Genomic DNA, 22201 nt, shown 5'->3' with positions numbered 1-22201 from the left:
CACCCCCCTGCTCTCCCCCCTCCCCCCCCCCCCCCCCCCCTCCCTTCCTCCTCTTTTTCCCCCCCCCCCCCCCCCCCCCCCCCCCCCCCCACGGCTCAGACGTACCGGCGCTCTCCGTTGCCGTCGAGCGGGGACCACCACTGGTCGTAGTTGGTCGAGCCGTCGCCGAAGAAGCCGGCCCGGCCCTCGACGATCCGGCCGTCCTCCCAGCGGAAGACCTGCACCCCGTCGGCGTCCAGGACGTCGTAGGGGGACGTGCTGCCCTCGGGGGCGCCGGGGCGGACCGCGTGGACCTTCACCACGTCCATGCACTCGTTGCCGCTGATCATGGAGGTGACCAGCTCCACCTCGAACTTCCCGCCCGCCGCGTCCGTCAGCGCGCGCCGGAAGGCGAGGAGTGCGTCGAGGCCCACGTGCCAGCCCGCCTGCGCGTGGCGGCCGGGGACCGAGAAACGGACGTCCTCCGACCAGTACTTGGCGGCCTCCTCCCGGTCCAGGGAGACGAGGGCGACGTACGCCTTCTCGACCAGTTCGGGGGTGATCTCGGTCATGTCATGCGCTCCTGTGCGTCGTTGTGTCGGACCGTCCGGCCCGGGAGAGCCAGGCGTGGACGGCTTGTGCGGTGGGACCGGCGTGCTCCTCCAGCATCGAGAAGTGGTCGCCGGGGGTCTGGTGCAGCGCGGCGTCGGCGGCCCAGGACGGCCGGGGTCCGGCCGCGGTGCCGGGCAGGGCGTCTGCGGCTCGCAGGAAGAGGGTGGGGACAGCGGGGCGGGCGGGTGTCCAGTCGGCGAAGACCCGGAAGTAGGCGCCCATCGCGGTCAGCGAGCGGGTGTCGACGGCCGTCTCGGCGCCGTGCCGGGTGAACAGCCCGTCGGTGAAGGCGGTGGCCAGGGTGTCGCTCGTCTCGCTCTGGAGGTACGTGTCGAGGAGCACCAGGGCTTGCGGGGCCTCCCCCGCCGCTTCGAGGCGCGCGGCCACCGCGTGGGCGATCCAGCCGCCCGACGAGTAGCCGAGCAGTGCGACGGGCGCACCGGCCGCGTACCGCCGTACCGCCTCGGCCTGCGCCTCGACCACCGCCTCCCAGGTGCCGGGGAGGAGTTCGCCGGGCAGGAATCCCGGCTGCGGCACCGCGACCACCTCGCGCCGGCCGCGCAGCGCGCCCGCGAACCGGGCGAACTGGTGCGGGCCGGACATGGCGACCACCGCCGGGAAGCAGACCAGCGCGGGCTCGGTGCCGTCGCCGCTCGCCAGCCGGACGGGCTCGGGCCGCTCCCCCAGGTCGGCGGGGCCGGTGAAGGAGGGGAGGAACCGCGAGGCCACGCGGAGCAGTTCGATGCCCTCCAGGGTGCGGCCCGCGGCCCGGGCCCGCCGGAACAGCGCGCCGACGCCGTCGTCCTCGGGCGGCACAGCGGCCGCGGCCGCGGCCGCTGTGCCGGCGGCGAGTTCGGCCCGCAGGTGGCGGACGAGGGCGGGGAGGGTGGGGTGGTCGAAGACCACGGTCGCCGCCAGGCGCAGGCCGGTGGCCCGCTCCAGCCGGTTGCGCAGCTCCACCGCGATGAGCGAGTCCAGGCCCAGCTCGGGCAGTGACCTGTCCTCGTCCACGTCGTCGGGCGAGGAGAAGCCGAGGACGGCCGCCGCCTCGGTGCGGACGGCGGTGCGCAGCGCGTCCTCCAGCTCGGCCCCGCGCAGCCCGGTCAACCGCGGGACGGTGCCGGTGGTGCGTCCGCCCGCCGGTGCCGTCGCGGGCCGGGCCGCCCCGGCGGGGTGCCGGGCCGGCAGTCGCAGCGGTTCGGGCAGCCCGGGATCGTCGGCCAGGGCACGCAACCGCTCCGGGACCGTGGCGAGCGGGGCCAGGACCGGGTCGGGGGCGTCCGCGCCGACGGCCGCGTCGAACAGCGCGAGTCCCCGCTCGGGTGTCAGCGCCTCGATGCCCGCGCGGGCCGTGCGGCGCAGTTCGGGGCCGCCCGCCATGCCGGCGCCGTCCTGGTCCCACGGCCCCCACGCCAGGGACAGCGCGGGCAGGCCGTGCGCCCTGCGGTGCTGGGCCAGGGCGTCCAGGAAGGTGTTGGCGGCGGCGTAGTTGGCCTGTCCGGGGGCGCCGAGCACACCGGCCGCCGAGGAGAACAGGACGAAGGCGGACAGGTCCATGTCCCGGGTCAGCTCGTGCAGGTGCCAGGCCGAGGCCGCCTTCGCGCGCAGCACGCGCTCCAGCCGCGGCGGGGTCAGGGACGCCACGACGGTGTCGTCCAGGACGCCCGCGCAGTGGACGACCGCGCTGACCGGGCGGTCCGCGGGGACACCGGCCAGCACCGCGGCCAGGGCGTCCCGGTCGCCGACGTCGCAGCCGGCGACCGTGGCCGCGCCGCCGAGCCCCTCGATCTCGGCGGCCAGTGCGGCCAGTCGGGGGTCGTCGGCGCTCCGGCCGACGAGCAGGACGTGCCGTACCCCGTGCGCGGCGACCAGGTGACGGGCCGTCAAGCGGCCCAGCGCTCCCGCGGCACCGGTGACCACTGCCGTGCCGTCGGGTCCGAAGGGGGACGCACCGGGAGCGAGGGCCGAGGGCACCAGGCGGGGCCTGCGCGGTTCTCCCCCGCGGATCGCCACCTGTGCCGCCCCCGAGGCCACGGCGGCCGGCAGGGCGTCCCAGGATTCCGGCTCGCCGTCCACGTCCACCACGGCGAACCGGCCGGGGTGCTCGGAGGCCGCGGAGCGCAGCAGCCCCCACAAGGGGGCGTGGGCCAGGTCCGGTACGTCCTCCTCCGGCCCGGCCGCCACCGCGCGGCGCGTGACGACCACGAGCCGGGACCGCGCCCGGCGGGCGTCGGACAGCCAGGCCCGGATCAGCTCCAGTGCTCGGTGCAGGAGTTCCGTGTCGAGCGGGTCGTGTGCGGTGAGGAACGGGACGAGGACGGTGTCAATGCCGTCCGGGACCTGGGTCAGGTCGTCCACCCGGGTCAGGGAGCCGAGCGGTGTGGAGCCGAGGACGGTCCACGCGCGCGTGTCGGGCTCCGGCTCCGGGGCCGGCTCCGGGCCGTCCGGGCGGGTCCAGTCGAGGCGCAGCAGGGGCCGGCCGGGCCCGGCGGCCGCGGAGACCGGGCGCAGGGACAGGGCGGCGACGGAGGCGACCGGAGCACCGGCGGGGTCGGTCAGCTCCACGGCCACGGTGCCCGGGGTGCCGGCCGGGGTCAGGCGCACCCGCAGCGCGCGGGCCCCGGTGGCGTGGAGCCGGACGCCCCGCCAGGAGAACGGCAGCACGGGCGGGGCGGGCCGGTCGCCGTCCCCGATGCCCAGGACGTGCAGCGCCGCGTCCAGCAGGGCGGGGTGCACGCCGAAGGCGCCCGGGTCCGTGCCGTCGGGGAGAGCGACCTCGGCGAGGAGTACGTCGCCGTCGCGCCAGGCGGCCTGGAGGCCCTGGAACGCCGGACCGTGCGACAGGCCCGCCTCGGCCATCCGCTCGTAGCCGCCGGTGAGGTCCACGGGCGTCGCCCCGGCGGGCGGCCATGTCCCGGTGGTGGCGGGCGGGTTCTGGTCGGTGGCGGACAGGGTGCCGGTGGCGTGCCGGGTCCAGGTGTCGCCGGTGAGGGCGTGGACGCCGAAGGACCGCCGGCCGTCGGCGTCCGGTTCCTGCACGGACAGCCTCAGGGGCAGGGCCGCGTGGTCGGGGACGGTCAGCGGGGCCTCCAGGACGAGGTCCTCGACCGTCGGGCAGCCCAGCTCGGCGCCCGCGCGCAGGGCCAGTTCCGCGAGGGCCGCGCCGGGCAGGACGGCCGTACCGGCGACGCGGTGCTCGGCCAGCCAGGGCCAGGCCCGCGCGTCCAGCTCGCCGGTGAAGACGGAGCCCTCGATGTCGGGCGCGGACACGGCGGGCCCCAGCACGGGGTGCTCCTGGTCCGCCCGCCGGGGTCCGGCCGCGAGCCAGTAGCGCCGGCGCTGGAAGGGGTAGGTCGGCAGGTCCACCCGGCGCGCGCCCGTGCCCTCGAAGTACTCCGTCCAGTCCACGTCCACGCCGTGGACGTGCGCTTCGGCGAGGGCGGTGGTCAGGGCCCGGGGCTCGGGGTGGCCGGACCGCAGCAGGGGCACCACGGCGTGCTCGCGGCCGGCGAGGCAGTCCCGGGCCGCCGCGGTGAGCGCGGTCCCGGGGCCGACCTCCACGAAGACGGCCGCGCCGTCGGCCGCCAGCCGGGTCACCGCGTCCCGGAACCGCACCGGCTCCCGCAGCTGGCGCACCCAGTACTCGGGCGAGCACAGCTCGGCGGCGGAGGCGGGCCGGCCGGTGGTCGCGGAGACCACGGGCAGCGAGGGCTCCCGGAAGGTGACGCCCCGCGCGATCCGCCGGAACTCGTCGAGCATGCCGTCCATGTGCGCGGAGTGGAAGGCGTGGCTGACGCGCAGCCGCCGGGTCCGGCGGCCGGCCTCCGCGAGCCGGGCGGTCAGCGCGTCCACCGCGTCCGCGTCGCCGGACACCACCACGGAGGCGGGCCCGTTGACGGCGGCGAGCGCGACCCCGTCCGTCAGCAGTGCCGCGACCTCCTCCTCGGGCGCCTGGACGGCCGCCATCGCGCCGTGGACCGGCAGCGCCTGCATCAGCCGGCCGCGCGCCGCGACCAGCGTGGCCGCGTCCTCCAGGCTCAGGACGCCCGCGACATGGGCGGCGACCAGCTCGCCGAGGGAGTGGCCGGCCAGCACGTCGGGCCGTACGCCCCACGACCGCAGCCGGTACGCCAACGCCGTCTCCACGGCGAACAGGGCCGGCTGGGTGTAGTCGGTACGGTCCAGCAGCGCGGCGTCGGCGGTGCCCGGCTCGGCGAACAGGACCTCGCGCAGGGGCCGGTCGAGGAACGGGGCGACGTACCCGCACACCTCGTCCAGGGCCTTGGCGAAGACCGGGTCGGCCGCGGCCAGTTCGCGTCCCATGCCGGGCCGCTGGCTGCCCTGGCCGCTGAAGAGGAAGGCCACGGTGCCGTCGGCGGCGCGTCCGGTCAGGGCGCCGGGCCCGGACGTCCCGGTGGCGGCGAGCCGCTCCAGGGCGGCCGTCCGCTCCTCGTGGCCGACGGCGACGACGGCCGCGCGGTGGCGGAGCGCGGAGCGGGTGGTGGCGAGGCTGAGGGCGAGGTCGGCGGCGGGGGTGTCCGGCTGTGCGCGCAGCTGCTCCAGCAGGCGCCGGGCCTGGTCGCGCAGGGCCGACGGGGTCGAGGCCGACAGCAGCCAGGGCGCGCCGCCGTCCCGCGGCTGCCGGGCGGGGTCCGCGGGCCTGGGGCCCGGGCCGGGAGCGGCCAGGTCGTCGGGGGCCTGTTCGATGACGGCGTGGGCGTTGGTGCCGCTGATCCCGAAGGAGGAGACCCCGGCCCGGCGCGGCTCTCCGGTGGCGGGCCAGGCGACAGGGTCGGTCAGGAGCCGTACCCCGCCGGCCGACCAGTCGACGTGGGGCGTGGGGCGGTCGACGTGCAGGGTCCGCGGCAGCGTCCCGTGGCGCATCGCCTGCACCATCTTGATCACGCCGCCGACGCCCGCCGCGGCCTGCGCGTGCCCGATGTTGGACTTGAGCGAGCCGAGCCACAGGGGGCGGTCCGGGTCGTGCTCACTGCCGTAGGTGGCCAGCAGGGCCTGCGCCTCGATGGGGTCGCCCAGGACCGTGCCGGTGCCGTGCGCCTCGACGGCGTCGACCTGGCGGGCGGTCAGTCCGGCGGCGGCCAGCGCCTGCCGGATCACCCGCTGCTGCGCCGGTCCGCTGGGCGCGGTCAGCCCGTTGCTGGCCCCGTCCTGGTTGACGGCGCTGCCGCGCACCACCGCGAGCACGCGGTGACCGTTGCGGCGAGCGTCCGAGAGCCGTTCGACGAGGAGGACCGCGACGCCCTCGCCCCAGCCGGTGCCGTCCGCGCCGGCGGCGAACGACTTGCACCGGCCGTCCGGGGCGAGTCCCCGCTGGCGGCTGAACTCGATGAACGGCCCCGGGGTCGCCATGACGGTGGCGCCGCCGGCCAGGGCGAGGGAGCACTCGCCGGAGCGGAGCGCCTGGGCGGCGAGGTGCAGCGCCACCAGCGACGACGAGCAGGCGGTGTCCACGGTCACGGCGGGGCCTTCGAGGCCGAGCGCGTAGGCGATACGGCCGGAGGCGACGCTGCCCGCGGTGCCCGAGCCGAGGTAGCCCTCGACGTCCTCGGGGGCGCCGCCCACGGCCCAGGACCCGTAGTCGTGGTACATCACGCCCGCGAAGACGCCCGTGTCGCTGCCGCGCACCGACAGCGGGTCGATGCCCGCCCGTTCGAACGCCTCCCACGACACCTCCAGCAGCAGCCGCTGCTGCGGGTCCATCGCGAGGGCCTCACGGGGGCTGATGCCGAAGAAGCCGGGGTCGAAGTCGGCGGCGCCGTCGAGGAATCCGCCGTGGCGGGTGGCGATGGTGCCGCGTCGGCCGGGTTCGGGGTCGGGGTCGTAGCGGCCGTCGATGTCCCAGCCCCGGTCGCGGGGCATCTCGGAGATGGCGTCGCGGCCGGACAGGACGAGGTCCCACAGTTCCTCGGGGGAGGTCACGCCACCGGGGTAGCGGCAGGCCATGCCGATGATGGCGATCGGCTCGTCGGCGGGGGCCGCGGAGCCGCGGACGGGCGTGGCGGCCGCCGCCGTACCGCCGGACAGCAGCACGCGCAGACGGGCGGCGAGGTCGCCGGGGGTCGGGTGGTCGAACACCAGGGTCGTCGGCAGCCGCAGGCCGGTGTGGGCGCCGAGCCGGTTGCGCAGTTCGATCGCGGCGAGCGAGTCGAAGCCCACTTCCGCGAACGTGCGGTCGTCCGGGACGTCCCGTGCGCTCTCGTACCCCAGGATCGCCGCGGCCTCGGCCCGTACCAGCTCGGTCAGCTCGCGCAGCTGCTCGGCCTCGGGCAGGGTGGCGAGGCGCTCGGCGGGGCCGGTGCCGCCCGGCTCCGCGGGGGACGCCGTGCGCCGTCGCCGGGCGGGCCGCGCCAGGCCGCGCAGCAGCGCCGGTGCGGTGGCCGCGTCGAGCCGGCGCGGGTCCAGGTGGAGCGGCGCCACCAGCGGCTCGTCCCCGGCGAGGGCGGCGTCGAACAGGGCCAGGCCCTCCGCCGGGGGGATCGGCCGCATGCCGAGCCCCGCCAGCCGGCGGCGCGCCGCGGCGTCGACTCCGCCGACCATGCCCGTGGTGCCCTCCCACAGTCCCCAGGCCAGGGACAGGGCGGGCAGCCCGTGCCTTCGGCGGTGTACGGCCAGGGCGTCGAGGAAGCCGTTGGCGGCGGCGTAGTTGGCCTGCCCGGGGGCGCCGAGCAGACCGGCGGCCGAGGAGAACAGGACGAAGGCGGACAGGTCCATGTCCCGGGTCAGTTCGTGCAGATGCCAGGCGGCGTCGGCCTTCGGGGCCATGACGCGGCGCACCCGGTCCGGGGTCAGCGCCTCCACGGTGCCGTCGTCGAGGACGCCGGCCGCGTGGACGACGGCGGTCAGCGGACGCTCCCCCGGCAGCGCGGCCAGGAGCCCGGCCAGGGCCTCCCGGTCGGCGGCGTCGCACGCGGCGACGGTGACCTCGGCGCCCAGGGCGCGCAGTCCGGCGGCGAGTTCGTCCGCGCCCTCGGCGGCCGGGCCGCTGCGGCTGGTCAGCAGCAGGTGGCGCACCCCGTGCTCGGCGACGAGGTGCCGGGCCAGGAGTCCCCCGAGCGCCCCGGTGCCGCCGGTGATCAGAACGGTGCCGTCCGGATCGAACACCGGGGACGGGCCGGCCGGGGCGCCGGTGGCCGCGAGGCCGGACTGGACGGGCGGGGCGCCGGTGGCCCCGAGGCCGGACTGGACCGGCGGGGCGCCGGTCGCCGCGAGGCCGGACCGGACCGGCGGGGCGCCGGTGGCCGCGAGGCCGGAGGAGGGAACGGGTGGGGTGCCGGTCGGGGTCGGGGCGGACGAGGGGGCGGGCGGGGCGCCGGTCGAGGGCACGCCGGACGACTCGACAGGCAGGACACCGGTCGAAGGCACCCCGGACGACTCGACAGGCAGGACACCGGTCGAAGGCACCCCGGACGACTCGACAGGCAGGACACCGGTCGAAGGCACCCCGGACGACTCGACAGGCAGGACACCGGTCGAAGGCACCCCGGACGAGCCGGCGGGCAGGGCACCGGTCGAAGGCACGCCGGACGAGGGGGCGGGCGGGGGGATGGTCGGGGGCGGGTCGGATGAGGGGGTGGGCGGGGGGTTGGTCGGTGTGAGGCGCGGGACGAGGAGCCGGCCCGTCCGCAGGGCGACGGCCGGTTCGCCCGAGCCGAGTGCGGCGGGCAGGTCCCGGGGCAGTTCCCCGGGGGTGTCGGTGTCCACCAGGACGATCCGCCCCGGATGCTCCGACTGGGCCGACCGCAGCAGGCCGAGGGCGGCGGCGCCCGGCAGGTCGGTGACGTCCTCCTCGGGTCCGGCGGCCACGGCCCCGCTGGTGACGACGGCCAGGCGGGTGCCGGCGAACCGGTCGTCGGCGAGCCAGGCCCGCAGCCGCTCCAGGGTGTGGGCGGCGCGCTCCGCCGCCGCGCGCTCCGGCCGGTCGGCGGGCGGGGCGTCGAGGAGCGGCAGGAGCACCACGTCGGGCGGCGCGGCGGCCGAGGCCAGCGCGTCGGCGAGCGGCGCGGTTCCGCCGTACGACGCCGGTACGACCGGTGTCCGCGGCGGCGCCCAGGTGAGGTGGAGCAGCGGCTCGCGGGGTCCCGTGCCCCCGGTGAGCTTTCCGGCGGGGCGCAGGGCCAGCGACTCGGCGGCGAGGACCGGCCGCCCGGCCTGGTCGGCCACCTCGACGGTGACCGTGCCGGGCCCGCCCGGGGCGAGCCGTACGCGGGCGGCGACGGCACCGGCCGCGAACAGGGACACGCCGTGCCAGGAGAACGGGAGGGAGGCGGTGTCGGCGGTGCCCGGGAGCGTGCCGAGGCCCAGGGCGTGCAGCGCGGCGTCCAGCAGGGCGGGGTGCAGGCCGAACGCGCGGGCGCTGTCGTGCTGTTCGCCGTCCAGGGCGACCTCGGCGAACAGTTCCTCGCCGCGCTGCCACACCGCGCGCAGCCCCTGGAACGCGGGGCCGTAGTGGAGGCCTTCGGCGGCCAGGCGGTCGTAGAGCCCGTCCAGGTCGAGGGCGGTCGCGCCGGCGGGCGGCCAGACGGCCGGGTCCTCGTCGGTCCGGGGCGGTTGCGGGGCCGCGCCGGAGAGCACACCCGAGGCGTGCCGGACCCAGGGCTGCCCGGTCAGGGCGTCCTCGTCACGCGCGTACACCTCGACCGCCCGCCGGCCGTCCTCGCCGGGCGCGCCGACCCGGATCTGCAGCAGCACCGCCCGGTCGGCCGGTACCACCAGCGGGGCGGTGAGGGTGAGTTCCTCGACGTGGTCGCAGTCCGCGTGCAGGCCCGCGCGCAGCGCCAGCTCCAGGAACGCGGTGCCCGGCAGCAGCACCGAGTCGCCCACGGCGTGGTCGGCCAGCCAGGGCTGGGCGGCGGGCGTCAGCCGCCCGGTGAACAGGTACTCCTCGGAGTCGGCCACGAGCACGCTCGCTCCGAGCAGCGGGTGGTCGGGGAAGCCGAGACCGGCCGCGGAGACGTCGACCCGGTCGCGGGCCGGTGCCTGAAGCCAGTGGCGCCTGCGCTGGAAGGCGTACGTCGGCAGCTCCACCCGGCGGGCGTGCGTGCCCTGGAAGAACGCCTCCCAGTCGACGCCGGCGCCGCGCGTGTGGAGGTGGCCGACGGCGGTGGTCACCGTGGCGGCCTCCGGGCGGCCCGCGCGCTGCGCCGGCACGGCCGCGGAGGCGGCGGTCAGGCAGGCCTCGGCCATGGGGGTGAGGGCCGCGTCCGGCCCGAGTTCGAGGAAGGTCCGTACCCCGGCGGCTTCGAGGTGGCGTACGGCGTCGGCGAACCGGACGGGCCGGCGGGCGTTGCGCACCCAGTACTCGGGGGTGCACAGCTCTCCGGCGTCCGCGGGTCCTCCGGTGACGGTGGAGACGAAGCCGATGCGGGGCGGCCGGAAGTCGAGGCCGGCGGCGACCTGCCGGAGTTCGTCCAGCATGGGGGTGACGCGGGCGGAGTGCGAGGCGTAACTGACGTTCAGGCGGCGGGTCTTGCGGCCCTGCCGGGCGAAGTGGCCGGCGAGCGCGGTGACGGGCTCCTCGTCGCCGGTGAGGACCACCGCGCCGGGGCTGTTGACGGCCGCGATCTCGGCGCCGTCGGTGAGCAGGGGCCGGACCTCGTCCTCGGCGGCGGCGACCGCCACCATGGCGCCGCCCACGGGCAGTTCCTGGGTGAGCCTGCCCCGCGCGGCGACCAGGGCCGCCGCGTCGGCGAGGGAGAGCACGCCGGCGACGTGGGCCGCCGCCAGCTCGCCGCCGGAGTGGCCGAGGACGTGGTCGGGTTCGACGCCCCAGGAGCCGAACAGCCGGAACAGGGCCACCTCGACGGCGAACAGGGCGGGCTGGGCGTAGGCCTGCCCGGAGAGCGGCGTGTGGCCGTCCGGGCCGGGCTCGGCGAAGACGGCGGGACGCAGCGGGCCGGGCAGGTGCCGGTCCAGTTCCGCGCACGCCGCGTCGAACGCGTCGGCGAAGGCGGGGAAGGCCGCGTACAGGTCGCGGCCCATGCCCGGGCGCTGGCTGCCGCCGCCGGTGAACATCATCGCGAGGCCGCCCGGGGCACTGCGCCCGTGCAGCAGCCCGGACGCGGGCCGGCCGGCCGCGAACTCCTCGACGGCTCGGAGCAGTTCCTCCCGGTCGTCGCCGGTCAGGACCGCGCGGTGCTCCAGGGGGGTGCGGGTGGTGAGCAGGGAGTAGCCGACGTCGAGCGGACTGGGGCCGGGGTGGCGCCGCAGGTGCGCCGAGAGGCGGGCGGCCTGGGCGCGCAGGGCCTGTTCGGAGGCGGCCGTCAGGGCCCACAGGGCGGGCCTCGGCGACGCCGCCTCGGCCACGGGCCGGGGTTCCTCGGACGGCGGTTCCTCGGTCGGCGGTTCCTCGATGACGACGTGGGCGTTGGTGCCGGAGAACCCGAAGGAGGAGACGCCGGCGCGGCGCGGTGTCCCGGCGCGGGGCCACGGGTGGGCCTCGGTGAGGAGTTCCACGGCGCCGGAGGACCAGTCGACGTGCGGGGTGGGCTCGTCGACGTGGAGGGTCCTGGGCAGCAGTTGCTCGCGCAGGGCGAGGACCATCTTGATGACGCCGCCGACGCCCGCGGCGGCCTGGGTGTGGCCGATGTTCGACTTGAGGGAGCCCAGCAGCAGGGGGCGTTCCGGGGCGCGGCCCTGTCCGTAGGCGGCGAGGAGGGCCTGGGCCTCGATGGGGTCGCCGAGGGTGGTGCCGGTGCCGTGCGCCTCCACCGCGTCGACGTCGGCGGGGCCGAGGCCGGCGTCGGTGAGGGCCTGCCGGATGACCCGCCGCTGCGCGGGCCCGTTGGGGGCGGTCAGGCCGTTGCTCGCACCGTCCTGGTTGACGGCGGAGCCGCGGACCACGGCGAGGACGCGGTGGCCGTTGCGGCGGGCGTCGGAGAGCCGCTCCAGCAGGAGCATGCCGGCGCCCTCCGCCCAGCCGGTGCCGTCGGCTGCGGCCGCGAAGGACTTGCACCGGCCGTCCGACGCGAGGCCCTCCTGGCGGCTGAAGTCCACGAAGGGCAGCGGGGACGCCATCACGGTGGCCCCTCCCGCCATGGCGAGGGAGCATTCGCCCTTGCGCAGCGCGGTGACGGCGAGGTGCAGGGCGACCAGGGAGGAGGAGCAGGCGGTGTCGATGGTGACGGCCGGCCCCTCCAGGCCGAAGGTGTAGGCGATGCGGCCGGAGGCGATGCTGCCGGAGGTGCCGGTGCCGAGGTAGCCCATGACCTCCTCGGGCAGTTCCTTCAGCCGGGCCGCGTAGTCGTGGTACATGATCCCGGCGTAGACGCCGGTCCGGCTGCCCCGCAGCGTTGCCGGGTCGATGCCCGCGTGCTCGAAGGTCTCCCAGGCCGTCTCCAGCAGCAGGCGCTGCTGGGGGTCCATCGCCGTCGCCTCGCGCGGGCTGATGCCGAAGGGTGCGGGGTCGAAGTCGGCGACGTCGTACAGGAATCCGCCCGCGTGCGCGTGGCTGGTGCCGGCGGTCTCGGCCTGGGGGCCGTGCAGGGCGCCGAGGTCCCAGTCGCGGTCGGTGGGGAAGGCGGAGACGGCGTCCCGGCCCTCGGCGACGAGCTGCCAGAGGTCCTCGGGGGTGCGGACGCCGCCGGGGTAGCGGCAGGCCATGCCGATGATGGCGACGGGTTCGCGGGCCGCGTCCTCGGCTTCCCGCAGCCGCTTGCGGGTCTGGCGCAGCTCGGCGGTCAGCCGCTTGAGGGAGTCGAGGACCTTGTCGTCGTACGGTGTCCGGTCGGTGCCCGTCATCAGGCGTTCCCCAGTTCTTCGTCGATGATGTCGAGCAGCTCGCCGAGGTCGGCGGCGTCGAGTGCGTCGTCCGCGTCGTCGTCCGTGCCGTCGGCGGCGTCGGCGCCGGCGGTGGCCTCGTCCCAGGCGGCGAGCAGGCTTTTCAGCCTGAGCCGGACCTGTGCGGCCGCCTCGGGGTCGCCGGACAGCTGCGGGAGGGTGTCGCGGAGCCGGTCGAGGTCCGCGAGGGCGGCCTCGGCCGGGTCGGGCGCGGCGGGGACGAGGGTCTCCTTCAGGTGGGCGGCGAGAGCGGCGGGTGTGGGGTGGTCGAAGACCACGGTGGCCGGCAGCCGGACGCCGGTGGCGGCGTCGAGCCGGCCGCGGATCTCCACGGCCGCGAGGGAGTCGAGCCCGGACTCGGTGAAGGACCGGTCCGCCGGGACGGCGTGCGGCGAGCTGTGCCCGAGCACCGCGGCCGCCTGGGTGAGGACGAGGTCGAGCAGCAGGCTCTCCCGCCCGGCGTCGTCCAGCGGGAGCAGCCGGTCGGCGAGCGACGGCCCGTCCACGGCCGCGGGGGCGGTGGCTCCGGGGGCGGTCGCCGGGGTGCGGACCGGGCGCACCAGGCCCTTGAGCACCGGCGGGAAGTCGGGGTTCTGGCTGCGCGGCTGGAGCAGCGGCAGGTCGAACCGGGCGGCGACGAGGACCGGTTCCGGCCGTCGGAGCGCGGCGTCGAACAGGGCCAGTCCGGCGTCGGGCGCGATCGCGCCGAAACCGGCGCGGGTGATGCGGTTGCGCTCCGCGTCGGTCAGGCCGCCCGCCATGCCGCCCCGCTCCTGGTGCCACAGGCCCCACGCGAGCGAGGTGGCGGGCAGGCCGGCGGCGGCCCGGTGTACGGCGAGTCCGTCGAGGAAGCTGTTGGCGGCGGCGTAGGCGCCCTGCCCGGCGGATCCGAGGACTCCGGACGCCGAGGAGAACAGGACGAAGGCGGCGAGCGGAAGGTCCTGGGTCAGCTCGTGCAGATGCCGGGCGGCGACGGCCTTCGGTGCCATGACGCCGGCCAGGCGCTGCGGGGTGAGGGAGCCGAGCACGCCGTCGTCCAGGACGCCCGCGGCGTGCACCACCGCGGTCAGCGGGCGGTCGGCCGGTACGGCGGCCAGCAGCGCGGCCAGCGCGTCGCGGTCGGCCGCGTCGCAGGCGGCCACCGTCACGTCGGCGCCCTGCGCGCGCAGCTCGGCGGCGAGTTCGGCCGCGCCCTCGGCGGCCGGGCCGCGGCGGCTGGTCAGCAGGAGGCTGCGCACGCCGTGCGCGGTGACGAGGTGTCGGGCGACGAGCGCGCCCAGATCGCCGGTACCGCCGGTGATCAGGACCGTCCCGTCCGGGTCGAGCACGCCGCCGGGCTCACCGCCCGGCGCGGGTGCGCGGTCCAGCCGGGGCACGAGCAACCGGTCTCCGCGCAGGGCGAGTTGTGGTTCCTCCGCGGCCAGGGCGGCGGGCAGGGCGGCCCAGGCCGCGTCACTGCCGTCCAGGTCGGCCACGACGACCCGGCCCGGGTACTCCGCCTGCGCGGCGCGGGCCAGCCCCCACACGGCCGACTGAACGGGCTCGCCCAGGCCCTCTCCCGGGGTGCAGGCGACGGCTCCCGTGGTGACCAGTACCAGCCGCCCGTGCGCGGACCGCTCACTGTCGTCCAGCCAGGACCGCAGCGCGTCGAGCGCCTGCGCGGCGGCGGCCGCGACGGACTCCGGGGAGCCGTCGTCGCGAGCGGTGATCGGTACGAGGGTGAAGTCGGCGCTCGCGTCGGGGCGACCGTCGGCGGAACCGGTGGGCGGCGGGGCGTCGGCGAGCCGGGCGAGGGCGGTCGGGTCGGCGGCCGCATCGGCCCGGACAGGGCGGTCGTCGGTGAGCCAGGTCGCCGTGTCGGACCGGATCTCGGTGGAGCCGGTGAGCGCGGTGGGCGGCTGGGTGGTGCCGAGCCAGGTGAGGGTCGGTGGTGCGGCGGGTGCGGGGGCGGGGGCCGGGGTCCAGGTGATGCGGTACAGGTCCGGTGTCTCGTGGGTGGGCTCGGTGCCGATGTGGCGGGCGGATACGCGTCGTGCCGTCAGGCGGGCGACACCGGCCACCGGCTCGCCCCGGCCGTCGGCGATCCGCATGGTGACGGTGTCCTCGCCGGCCGGTGCGATCCGCACCCGCAGGCGCGTGGCCCCGGCGGCGTGCAGCCGGACTCCCGCCCAGGAGAACGGCACCGCCGCGCCCGAGCCGGAGCCCAGTCCGTCCATCGCGGCCAGGTGCTGGGCGGCGTCCCACAGGGCGGGGTGCAGCGCGAAGGCTCCGGTGTCGGCGCCGTCCGGGAGGGCGACGTCGGCGTAGAGCACGTCGCCGTCGCGCCAGGCGGACCGCACCCCCCGGAACAGCGGGCCGTAGCGCACGCCCTGCGCGGCGAAGTCCTCGTACAGGCCGTCGACCTGGACGGGGACGGCGCCCTCGGGGGGCCAGACGCGCAGGTCGGGTTCCGGCGTGGGATCGCCGTCGGCCAGCGCGCCGCTCGCGTGCAGGGTCCACCGGCCCGCGTCCGTGCCGTCGTACGGGCGGGCGTACAGGCGCAGGGGCCGGCCCCCGGAGTCGTCCGGCTCGTCGAGCAGCAGCTGGAGTTCGAGGTCGTCGCCGGGGCCGGGCAGCAGCGGGGCGTGCAGGGTCAGTTCCCGCACCACCGGGCTGCCCACGGCCTCCGCGGCCTGTACGGCCAGTTCCAGGGGGAGGGTGCCGGGTGCGACCGTGGCGCCGAACACCTCGTGCTCGGGGAGCCATGGCACGGCGGCCGTGGAGAGCCGGCCCGTGGCCAGGAAGCGGTCGCTGTCCCCCAGCCGGAGCACCGGGCCGAGCACGGGGTGCCCGGCGCCGGGGCCGATGCCGGGTCCGGCGGCGGGCCCGGCGGCGCGGGCGAGACCGCGGCGCGGCCAGTAGCGGCTGCGCTGGAAGGCGTACGTGGGCAGCTGTACCGTCCGCGCACCGCGTCCGGCGAGGACGGCGGCCCAGTCCACCGGGGCGCCGTGGGCGTGCAGGGTGCCGACGGCGTGCAGCAGCGCGGCCTCCTGCGGCCGGTCCCTGCGCTGCGCCGCCACGACGGTGCCCCGGCCGTCGAGGCTGTCGGCGGCCATCGGGCTGAGCGCGCCGAGGCCCAGCTCGACGTAGAGGCTCGCCCCGGCCTCGTCCAGGGAGCGTACGGCGTCGTGGAAGAGCACGGTGTCGCGGACGTGACGGACCCAGTGGGCGGGCGAGCACAGTTCCTCGGCGGTCGCGGGGCGTCCGGTGAGGGAGGAGACGACGGGGATGCGCGGCGGGCTGTAGGTCAGCCGCCGCGCGACCCGCTCGAACTCGGCGAGCATCGGGTCCATGAGCGGGGAGTGGAAGGCGTGGCTGACCCGGAGCCAGGAGACGCGCCGGCCCCGCTCCTTCAGTACGGCGACCGCTTCGGCCACCGCGTCGCGCTCTCCGGAGAGCACGGTCGCCCGGGGCCCGTTGACCGCCGCGATCGCGAGGCGGCCGCCGGCGTCGCCGAGCAGGTCGGTCAGCTCCGCCGGGCCGGCTTCCACGGCGGCCATGGCGCCGCCCTCCGGCAGGGCCTGCATGAGCCGGCCGCGGGCCGCGACCAGCGCGGCGGCGTCGGCGAGGGAGAGCACCCCCGCCACGTGCGCGGCGGCGATCTCGCCGATGGAGTGCCCGGCGAGGAGGTCCGGGCGGATGCCCCAGGACTCCAGCAGCCGGAAGAGCGCCACCTCGAACGCGAACAGCGCCGGCTGCGCGTACTCCGTACGGTCGATCAGCTCGGCGTCGGCGGGGTCCGCCCCGGCGAACACGACCTCGCGCAGCGGCCGCGGCAGGTGCGGGTCGAGCGCGGCGCACGCCGCGTCGAAGGCGTCGGCGTAGCCGGGGTGGGCGGTGTACAGCTCCCGTCCCATGCCGACGGCCTGGCTGCCCTGGCCCGCGAAGAGGAACGCGGTCCTGTGGTCGTCGCGGGCCTGTGCGCGGACGACACCGGCGGCGTCCTGTCCGGCGGCGACGGCGGTGAGCGCGGCGGACGCCTGCTCGGGGTCCTCCACCAGGACGACGGCCCGGTGCCGCAGGGCCGCGCGGGTCGTGGCGAGGGACCAGGCGACGTCCAGCGGACGCGGCGCGGGTGTGGCGGACGCCAGGTGCCCGGCCAGGTTCCGTGCCTGGCCGCGCAGCGCTTCGGGGCTCTTGGCGGACAGCGTCCACACCACCGGGCGGCCGTCCGGCTCGGCGGGGGTGACCGGCCCGTCCTGCGGGGACGGGGTCTCCGGCTCGTACGGAGCGTCCGGCTGGGAGACGGCAGGGGGTTCCTCGATGATGACGTGCGCGTTGGTGCCGCTGATGCCGAAGGAGGACACCCCGGCCCGGCGCGGACGCCCGTCGCGGCGCCAGTCGCGGGGCGCCACCAGCAGCTCCACCGCCCCGGCCGACCAGTCGACGTGCGGGGTCGGCTCGGTCACGTGCAGGGTCCGCGGCAGCCGTTCGTGGCGCATCGCCTCGACCAGCTTGATGATCCCGGCGACGCCGGAGGCGGCCTGGGTGTGGCCGATGTTCGACTTCAGCGAGCCCAGCAGCAGCGGGGCACCGGCGGGGCGCTGCTGCCCGTAGGTGGCGATCAGCGCCTGGGCCTCGACGGGGTCGCCGAGCTTGGTGCCGGTGCCGTGCGCCTCCACCGCGTCCACGTCGGCGGGGGTCAGGCCGGCGTCGGCGAGCGCGCTGCGTACGACCCGTTCCTGGGCGGGGCCGTTGGGCGCGGTCAGGCCGTTGCTGGCGCCGTCGGAGTTGACTGCGGAGCCGCGGACCACGGCCAGCACCCGGTGCCCGTGGCGCAGCGCGTCGGAGAGCCGCTCCACGAGCAGGACGCCGACGCCCTCGCTCCAGCTGGTGCCGTCCGCGTCGGCGGAGAAGGAACGGCACCTGCCGCCCGGGGACAGCACCTTCTGCCGGTTGAACTCGGTGAACAGCAGCGGGCTGGTCATCAGCGTGACGCCGCCCACCAGCGCGAGCGAGCACTCGCCCCGGCGCAGCGCCTGCGCGGCCCAGTGCAGCGCCACCAGGGAGGAGGAGCAGGCGGTGTCGACGGTGACGGCGGGGCCGCCGAAGCCGAACGCGTACGCGAGGCGCCCGGCGAGGACGCTGGCGGCGTTGCCGGTTCCGACGTAGCCCTCCAGGTCGTCCTTGCCGGTGGCCAGCACCCGCGGGTAGTCCTGCCCGTTGGTGCCGACGAAGACGCCGACCTGGCCGGCGGTCACCCCCGTGGGGTCGATGCCGCCGCGTTCGAACGCCTCCCAGGTGGTCTCCAGCAGCAGCCGCTGCTGGGGGTCCATCGCCAGGGCCTCGCGCGGCGAGATCCCGAAGAAGTCCGCGTCGAAGTCGGCGACGGTGTCGAGGAAGCCGCCCTGGCGGGCGTACGTCGTGCCGGGCCGGTCGGGGTCGGGGTGGTGGAGTTCGGCGAGGTTCCAGCCGCGGTCGTCGGGGAAGTCGCCGATGACGTCGGCCCCGCTGTCGAGCACCTGCCAGAGCTGTTCCGGGGAGTGCACGCCGCCCGGGAAGCGGCAGCTCATGGCGACGATCGCGATGGCCTCGGCGTCCGGGTCGGGCCGGTCGCCGGGGTGCGCGGGCGCGCCCTCGGCGGACGTCGCGGAGGTACCGCCGGCCGGCTGTCCCTCGGCACGGGCGAGGACGTGTTCGGCGACCGCCCGCGGGGTGGGGTGGTCGTAGACGAGGGTCGCCGGGAGCCGCAGCCCCGTCGCCGTCCGCAGCCGGTTGCGCAGTTGTACGGCGGTGAGCGAGTCGAGCCCGAGTTCCTGGAAGTTCTGGTCGTACCCGACCGCCTGCGCGTCGTCGTGGCCGAGGACCGCGGCGACCTCCGTACGGACGGCGTCCAGCACGAACGCGCGGCGGGCGGCCGGGTCCATCTCGCCCAGCGCGCCGGCGTCCGCCGGGGCGAGTGGGGCGGCGGGGACGGGGTGTTCGGGCCGCGGCAGGACGAGGACGGCCTGGCCGGCGTGCCGGTCCGCGGCGAGCCGTTCCAGCGCCTCGGAGGCGCGGTCGACGTCCCACACGGGTACGGACGGCGGGTGCAGCGTCCCGTCGGCGAACAGCGCGGCCAGCTCGGTCAGGGCCGCACGGATCCGGTCCGGTCCGGCGTCGGCCAGGTCGGCCGTCAGGTAGGAGACGCCGGGGTGGTCGGCGGCGACCCGGCCGGCGTCGCGGATCTCCGTGCGGCCGGTCTCCACGAACCGCCCGCCGCGCGGCAGCAGCCGCAGCGTGGCGTCGGTGAACTCCCCCGTCAGGCAGTTCACCACGACATCGGCGCCGTGCCCCGCGGTGGCGGCGAGGAGCGGTGCCACGAAGTCGGGGGTGGCCGAGGAGGCGAGCTGGTCCTCGGGCAGCCCGAGCGCGCGCAGCGCCTCCCCGTGGTCGGGGGTGTCGGTGGCGAGCACCCGGGCCCCGTGGTGCAGGGCCAGTTGGACGGCCGCGCGTCCCGTGCCGCCGCTCGCGGCGTGGACCAGCACCGACTCGCCGGGGCGGAGTCCGGCGAGGGAGAACAGGGCGTGGTGGGCGGTCAGGAAGGCCAGCGGGGTCGCCGCGGCCTGGGCGAAGGACCAGCCGTCGGGGACGCGGACGGTGTAGCGGTGGTCGGTGACCGCGAACGGGCCGGCGGCACCCCGCGGGAACAGGCCCATCACCGCGTCGCCCACGGCGAGGTCCGTGACGCCGGCTCCCGTTTCGAGGACGACACCGGCGGCCTCCACGCCGGGTGCCGTGCCGCCCTCGCCGTGCGTGGCGAGGCCGAGGCCGACGAGCACGTCCCCGAAGTGCAGTCCGGTGGCGCGGACACCGACGCGGATCTCGTGCGGCGCGAGCCGGTCCCGTACGTCGGAGGCGGGTACCGGCGCGAGGCTGGTGAGGTCGCCGGGTTCCGTCACCTCCAGCCGCCAGGGCTCCTCGGGTGCGGACGCGGCGGTGGTCCGTGGCGCCGGGGCGGAGTCGGCCGGCAGCCAGAACCGGGTGCGCTGGAAGGCGTAGGTGGGGAGGTCGACGCGGTGCGCGGCGCCGAAGTACCGGTCGGCGTCCAGGTGGGCTCCGCCCGCCACCGCCTTCGCGACCGCGTCGGCGAACCGGCGCAGGGGGGCGTCGCCGCGGTGGAGGGTGCCCACGACGGCGGCGGTGTCCTCCACGGTCTCGTCCAGGGCCTCGGTGAGGACGGACTGCGGAGCGCACTCGATGAACAGGTCGTGGCCGTCCGCGAGCAGGGCGCGCGTGGCCTGCTCGAACTCCACCGGCTGCCGCAGGCTGCGGTACCAGAAGTCGCCGTCCTGGCCGGCCGGTTCCACGAGTCCGCCGGTGGCGGCGGAGTACACGGGCAGCCGTCCGGCGCGCGGCACCACCGGGGCGAGCGCGGCGGCCAGCTCCTCGCGGACCTCCTCGACCTGCGGTGAGTGGGCGGCGTGGGCCACCGGGAGGCGTCGCGCCGGGACGCCCTCGGCCTCGCACCGCGCACGCAGCGCGTCGAGGTCCGCGTCGGGCCCGGCCACGACGACGGACCGGGGCCCGTCGACGGCCGCGAGGGTCAGGGAGCCGGGCCCGGCCGCCAGCCAGGCGCGTACGTCGTCGGGTGCCGCGGAGACGGACAGCAGACCGCCCCCGCTCAGGGAGCCGAGCGCCCGGGCCCGCAGCGCCACCAGGCGGGCGGCGTCCTGGAGCGACAGGGAGCCGCTGACGGTGGCCGCGGCGATCTCGCCGTGCGAGTGCCCCAGTACGGCGGATATCCGCACGCCGCAGGACTCCCAGAGGGCGGCCAGGGAGACCATGACGGCCCACAGCGCGGGCTGGGCGACCTCGGTGCCGTGCGGAGCGGGCGCCCCGGGGGCACCGCGCAGGACGTCGGTCAGCGACCAGTCGGTGTACGGGCGCAGGGCTTCGGCGCACTCCTCGATCCGGCGGGCGAACACCGGTGAGGCGTCCAGCAGTTCACCGGCCGTGCCGGCCCACTGGTCTCCGGTGCCGGGCAGGACGCCGGGGAAGACGAGGACGGCCCGGCCGGTGCCGGCCGGGGGCCGGACGTCGCCGCCGGCAGTCCCGGCCGCCAGCGCGTCGACGGCCGCCAGGAGTTCCTCGCGGTCGGCTCCCACGACGGCGGCGCGGTACGGGAACGCCGTGCGGGTGCGGGCGAGGGACCAGCCGATGTCGGCGGGCCGCAGCTCCGGGTGGGCGCGTACGTGCGCGGCGAGCCGCTCGGCCTGGGCGGTCAGCGCCTCGGGGCTCTTCGCGGACAGCGTCCACAGCGGCGGCAGTTCGCGGGACACGCGGCCGGTCTGCGCGGACGACGCCTCACGGTGGGCCTGCTCGGGGGACGGCTCGCGGTCGGGTCGCTCGGGCTCGGCGGCGGCCGGGGCCTGCTCGAGCAGCACGTGCGCGTTGGTGCCGCTGATCCCGAACGCGGAGACGCCCGCCCGGCGGGGCTCGCCGGTGTCGGGCCAGGGCCGCGCCTCCGTGAGCAGCGCCAGGGGTCCGCCCTGCCAGTCCACGTGCGGGGACGGCTCGTCGGCGTGCAGGGTCCGCGGCAGGACGCCGTGGCGCATCGCCATCACCGTCTTGATCACCCCGGCGACCCCCGCCGCCGCCTGGGTGTGCCCGATGTTGGACTTCAGCGAGCCGAGCCACAGCGGCCGGCCGGCCGCCCGCTCCTTGCCGTACACCGACTGCAGCGCCCGGGCCTCGATGGGGTCGCCGAGCACGGTCCCGGTGCCGTGCGCCTCGACGGCGTCGATCTGGTCCGGCCGCAGCCGGGCGTTCTCCAGGGCCTGCCCGATGACACGTTCCTGCGCGGGCCCGTTGGGCGCGGTGAGCGCGCCGCTGGCGCCGTCCTGGTTGACCGCGCTGCCCCGGACGACGGCCAGGACCGGGTGGTTGTTGGCGCGGGCCACGGAGAGCCGTTCGAGCAGGAGCAGACCGGCGCCCTCGGCCCAGCCGGTGCCGTCCGCGCCCGCCCCGAACGCCTTGCACCGGCCGTCGGGGGCCAGTCCGCGCTGCCGGCTGAACCCGACGAAGGTGGCCGGGGTGGCCATGAGCGACACCCCGCCGGCCAGCGCGAGTTCGCAGTCGCCCTGACGCAGCGCCTGGACGGCGAGGTGGAGGGCGACGAGCGAGGAGGAGCAGGCGGTGTCGACGGTGACGGCCGGGCCCTCCAGGCCGAACGTGTAGGCCACGCGACCGGAGGCGACGCTGCCGGCGCTGCCGGTGCCCAGGTAGCCCTCGATGTCCCCGGCGGGGTGGCGCAACCGGCTGCCGTAGTCGTTGTACATCACTCCGGCGAACACGCCGGTGCTGCTGCCGCGGACCTGTTCGGCGGGCAGGCCGGCCCGCTCGAACGCCTCCCAGGCCAGCTCCAGGAGCAGCCGCTGCTGGGGGTCCGTCGCGAGGGCTTCCTTGGGGCTGATCCCGAAGAATCCGGGGTCGAAGTCGGCACAGCCGTCCACGAATCCGCCGTGGCGGGTGTACGACGTTCCCGCGCGGTCCGGGTCCGGGTCGTACAGGGCGTCCAGGTCCCAGCCCCGGTCGGTGGGGAAGCCGGTGATGGCGTCGGTGCCGGCGGACACCAGGCGCCACAGCTCCTCGGGCGAGCCGACGCCGCCGGGCAGCCGGCAGCTCATCGCCACGATGGCGATGGGCTCCTGTGCGGCCTGTTCGACCTCGTCGAGCCGCCGGCGGGTCGCCTGCAGGTCGGTGGTAACCCACCGGAGGTACTCGACGAGCTTCTCGTCCTCGGCCATCGATCCTCACTCGTGTGTCATGGTCGGTCGCGGTTGTCGGAGGGGTG

3 protein-coding genes are annotated in these 22201 nt (G+C 77.2%); all 3 read right to left on the bottom strand.

The genetic code is table 11. The annotated features are described in order from the left end of the window. Window positions 1-95: 95 nt before the first annotated feature. From ACZ4U1_RS11690 to ACZ4U1_RS11680, 3 genes are read right to left on the bottom strand one after another with little or no spacing between them, the layout of a single operon-like run. Entirely contained in the window at window positions 96-551 is a 456-nt protein-coding gene (locus tag ACZ4U1_RS11690) for a nuclear transport factor 2 family protein (protein ID WP_467902332.1), read from the bottom strand. A 1-nt stretch (window position 552) separates the two neighbouring features. Continuing rightward, window positions 553-12348 (bottom strand): SDR family NAD(P)-dependent oxidoreductase, encoded by an 11796-nt coding sequence (locus tag ACZ4U1_RS11685; RefSeq protein ID WP_467902331.1) that lies wholly within the window; start codon window positions 12346-12348, stop codon window positions 553-555. Then, on the bottom strand, window positions 12348-22154 hold the full coding sequence (locus tag ACZ4U1_RS11680) for a type I polyketide synthase (RefSeq protein ID WP_467902329.1): 9807 nt from the start codon (window positions 22152-22154) through the stop codon (window positions 12348-12350). Before ACZ4U1_RS11680 ends, ACZ4U1_RS11685 begins: the two co-directional genes overlap by 1 nt. Window positions 22155-22201 lie beyond the last annotated feature (47 nt).

The sequence above is a fragment of the Streptomyces sp. NPDC028928 genome (genome assembly GCF_055564915.1).
The sequence above is the reverse complement of the archived record's forward strand: the minus strand, read 5'-3'. Positions and strand labels throughout refer to the sequence as shown.

Coding starts and splice junctions, on each gene's coding strand:
- ACZ4U1_RS11685 (WP_467902331.1), bottom strand. CDS start 12,348: ATGACGGGCACCGACCGGACACCGTACGACGACAAGGTCCTCGACTCC.
- ACZ4U1_RS11690 (WP_467902332.1), bottom strand. CDS start 551: ATGACCGAGATCACCCCCGAACTGGTCGAGAAGGCGTACGTCGCCCTC.
- ACZ4U1_RS11680 (WP_467902329.1), bottom strand. CDS start 22,154: ATGGCCGAGGACGAGAAGCTCGTCGAGTACCTCCGGTGGGTTACCACC.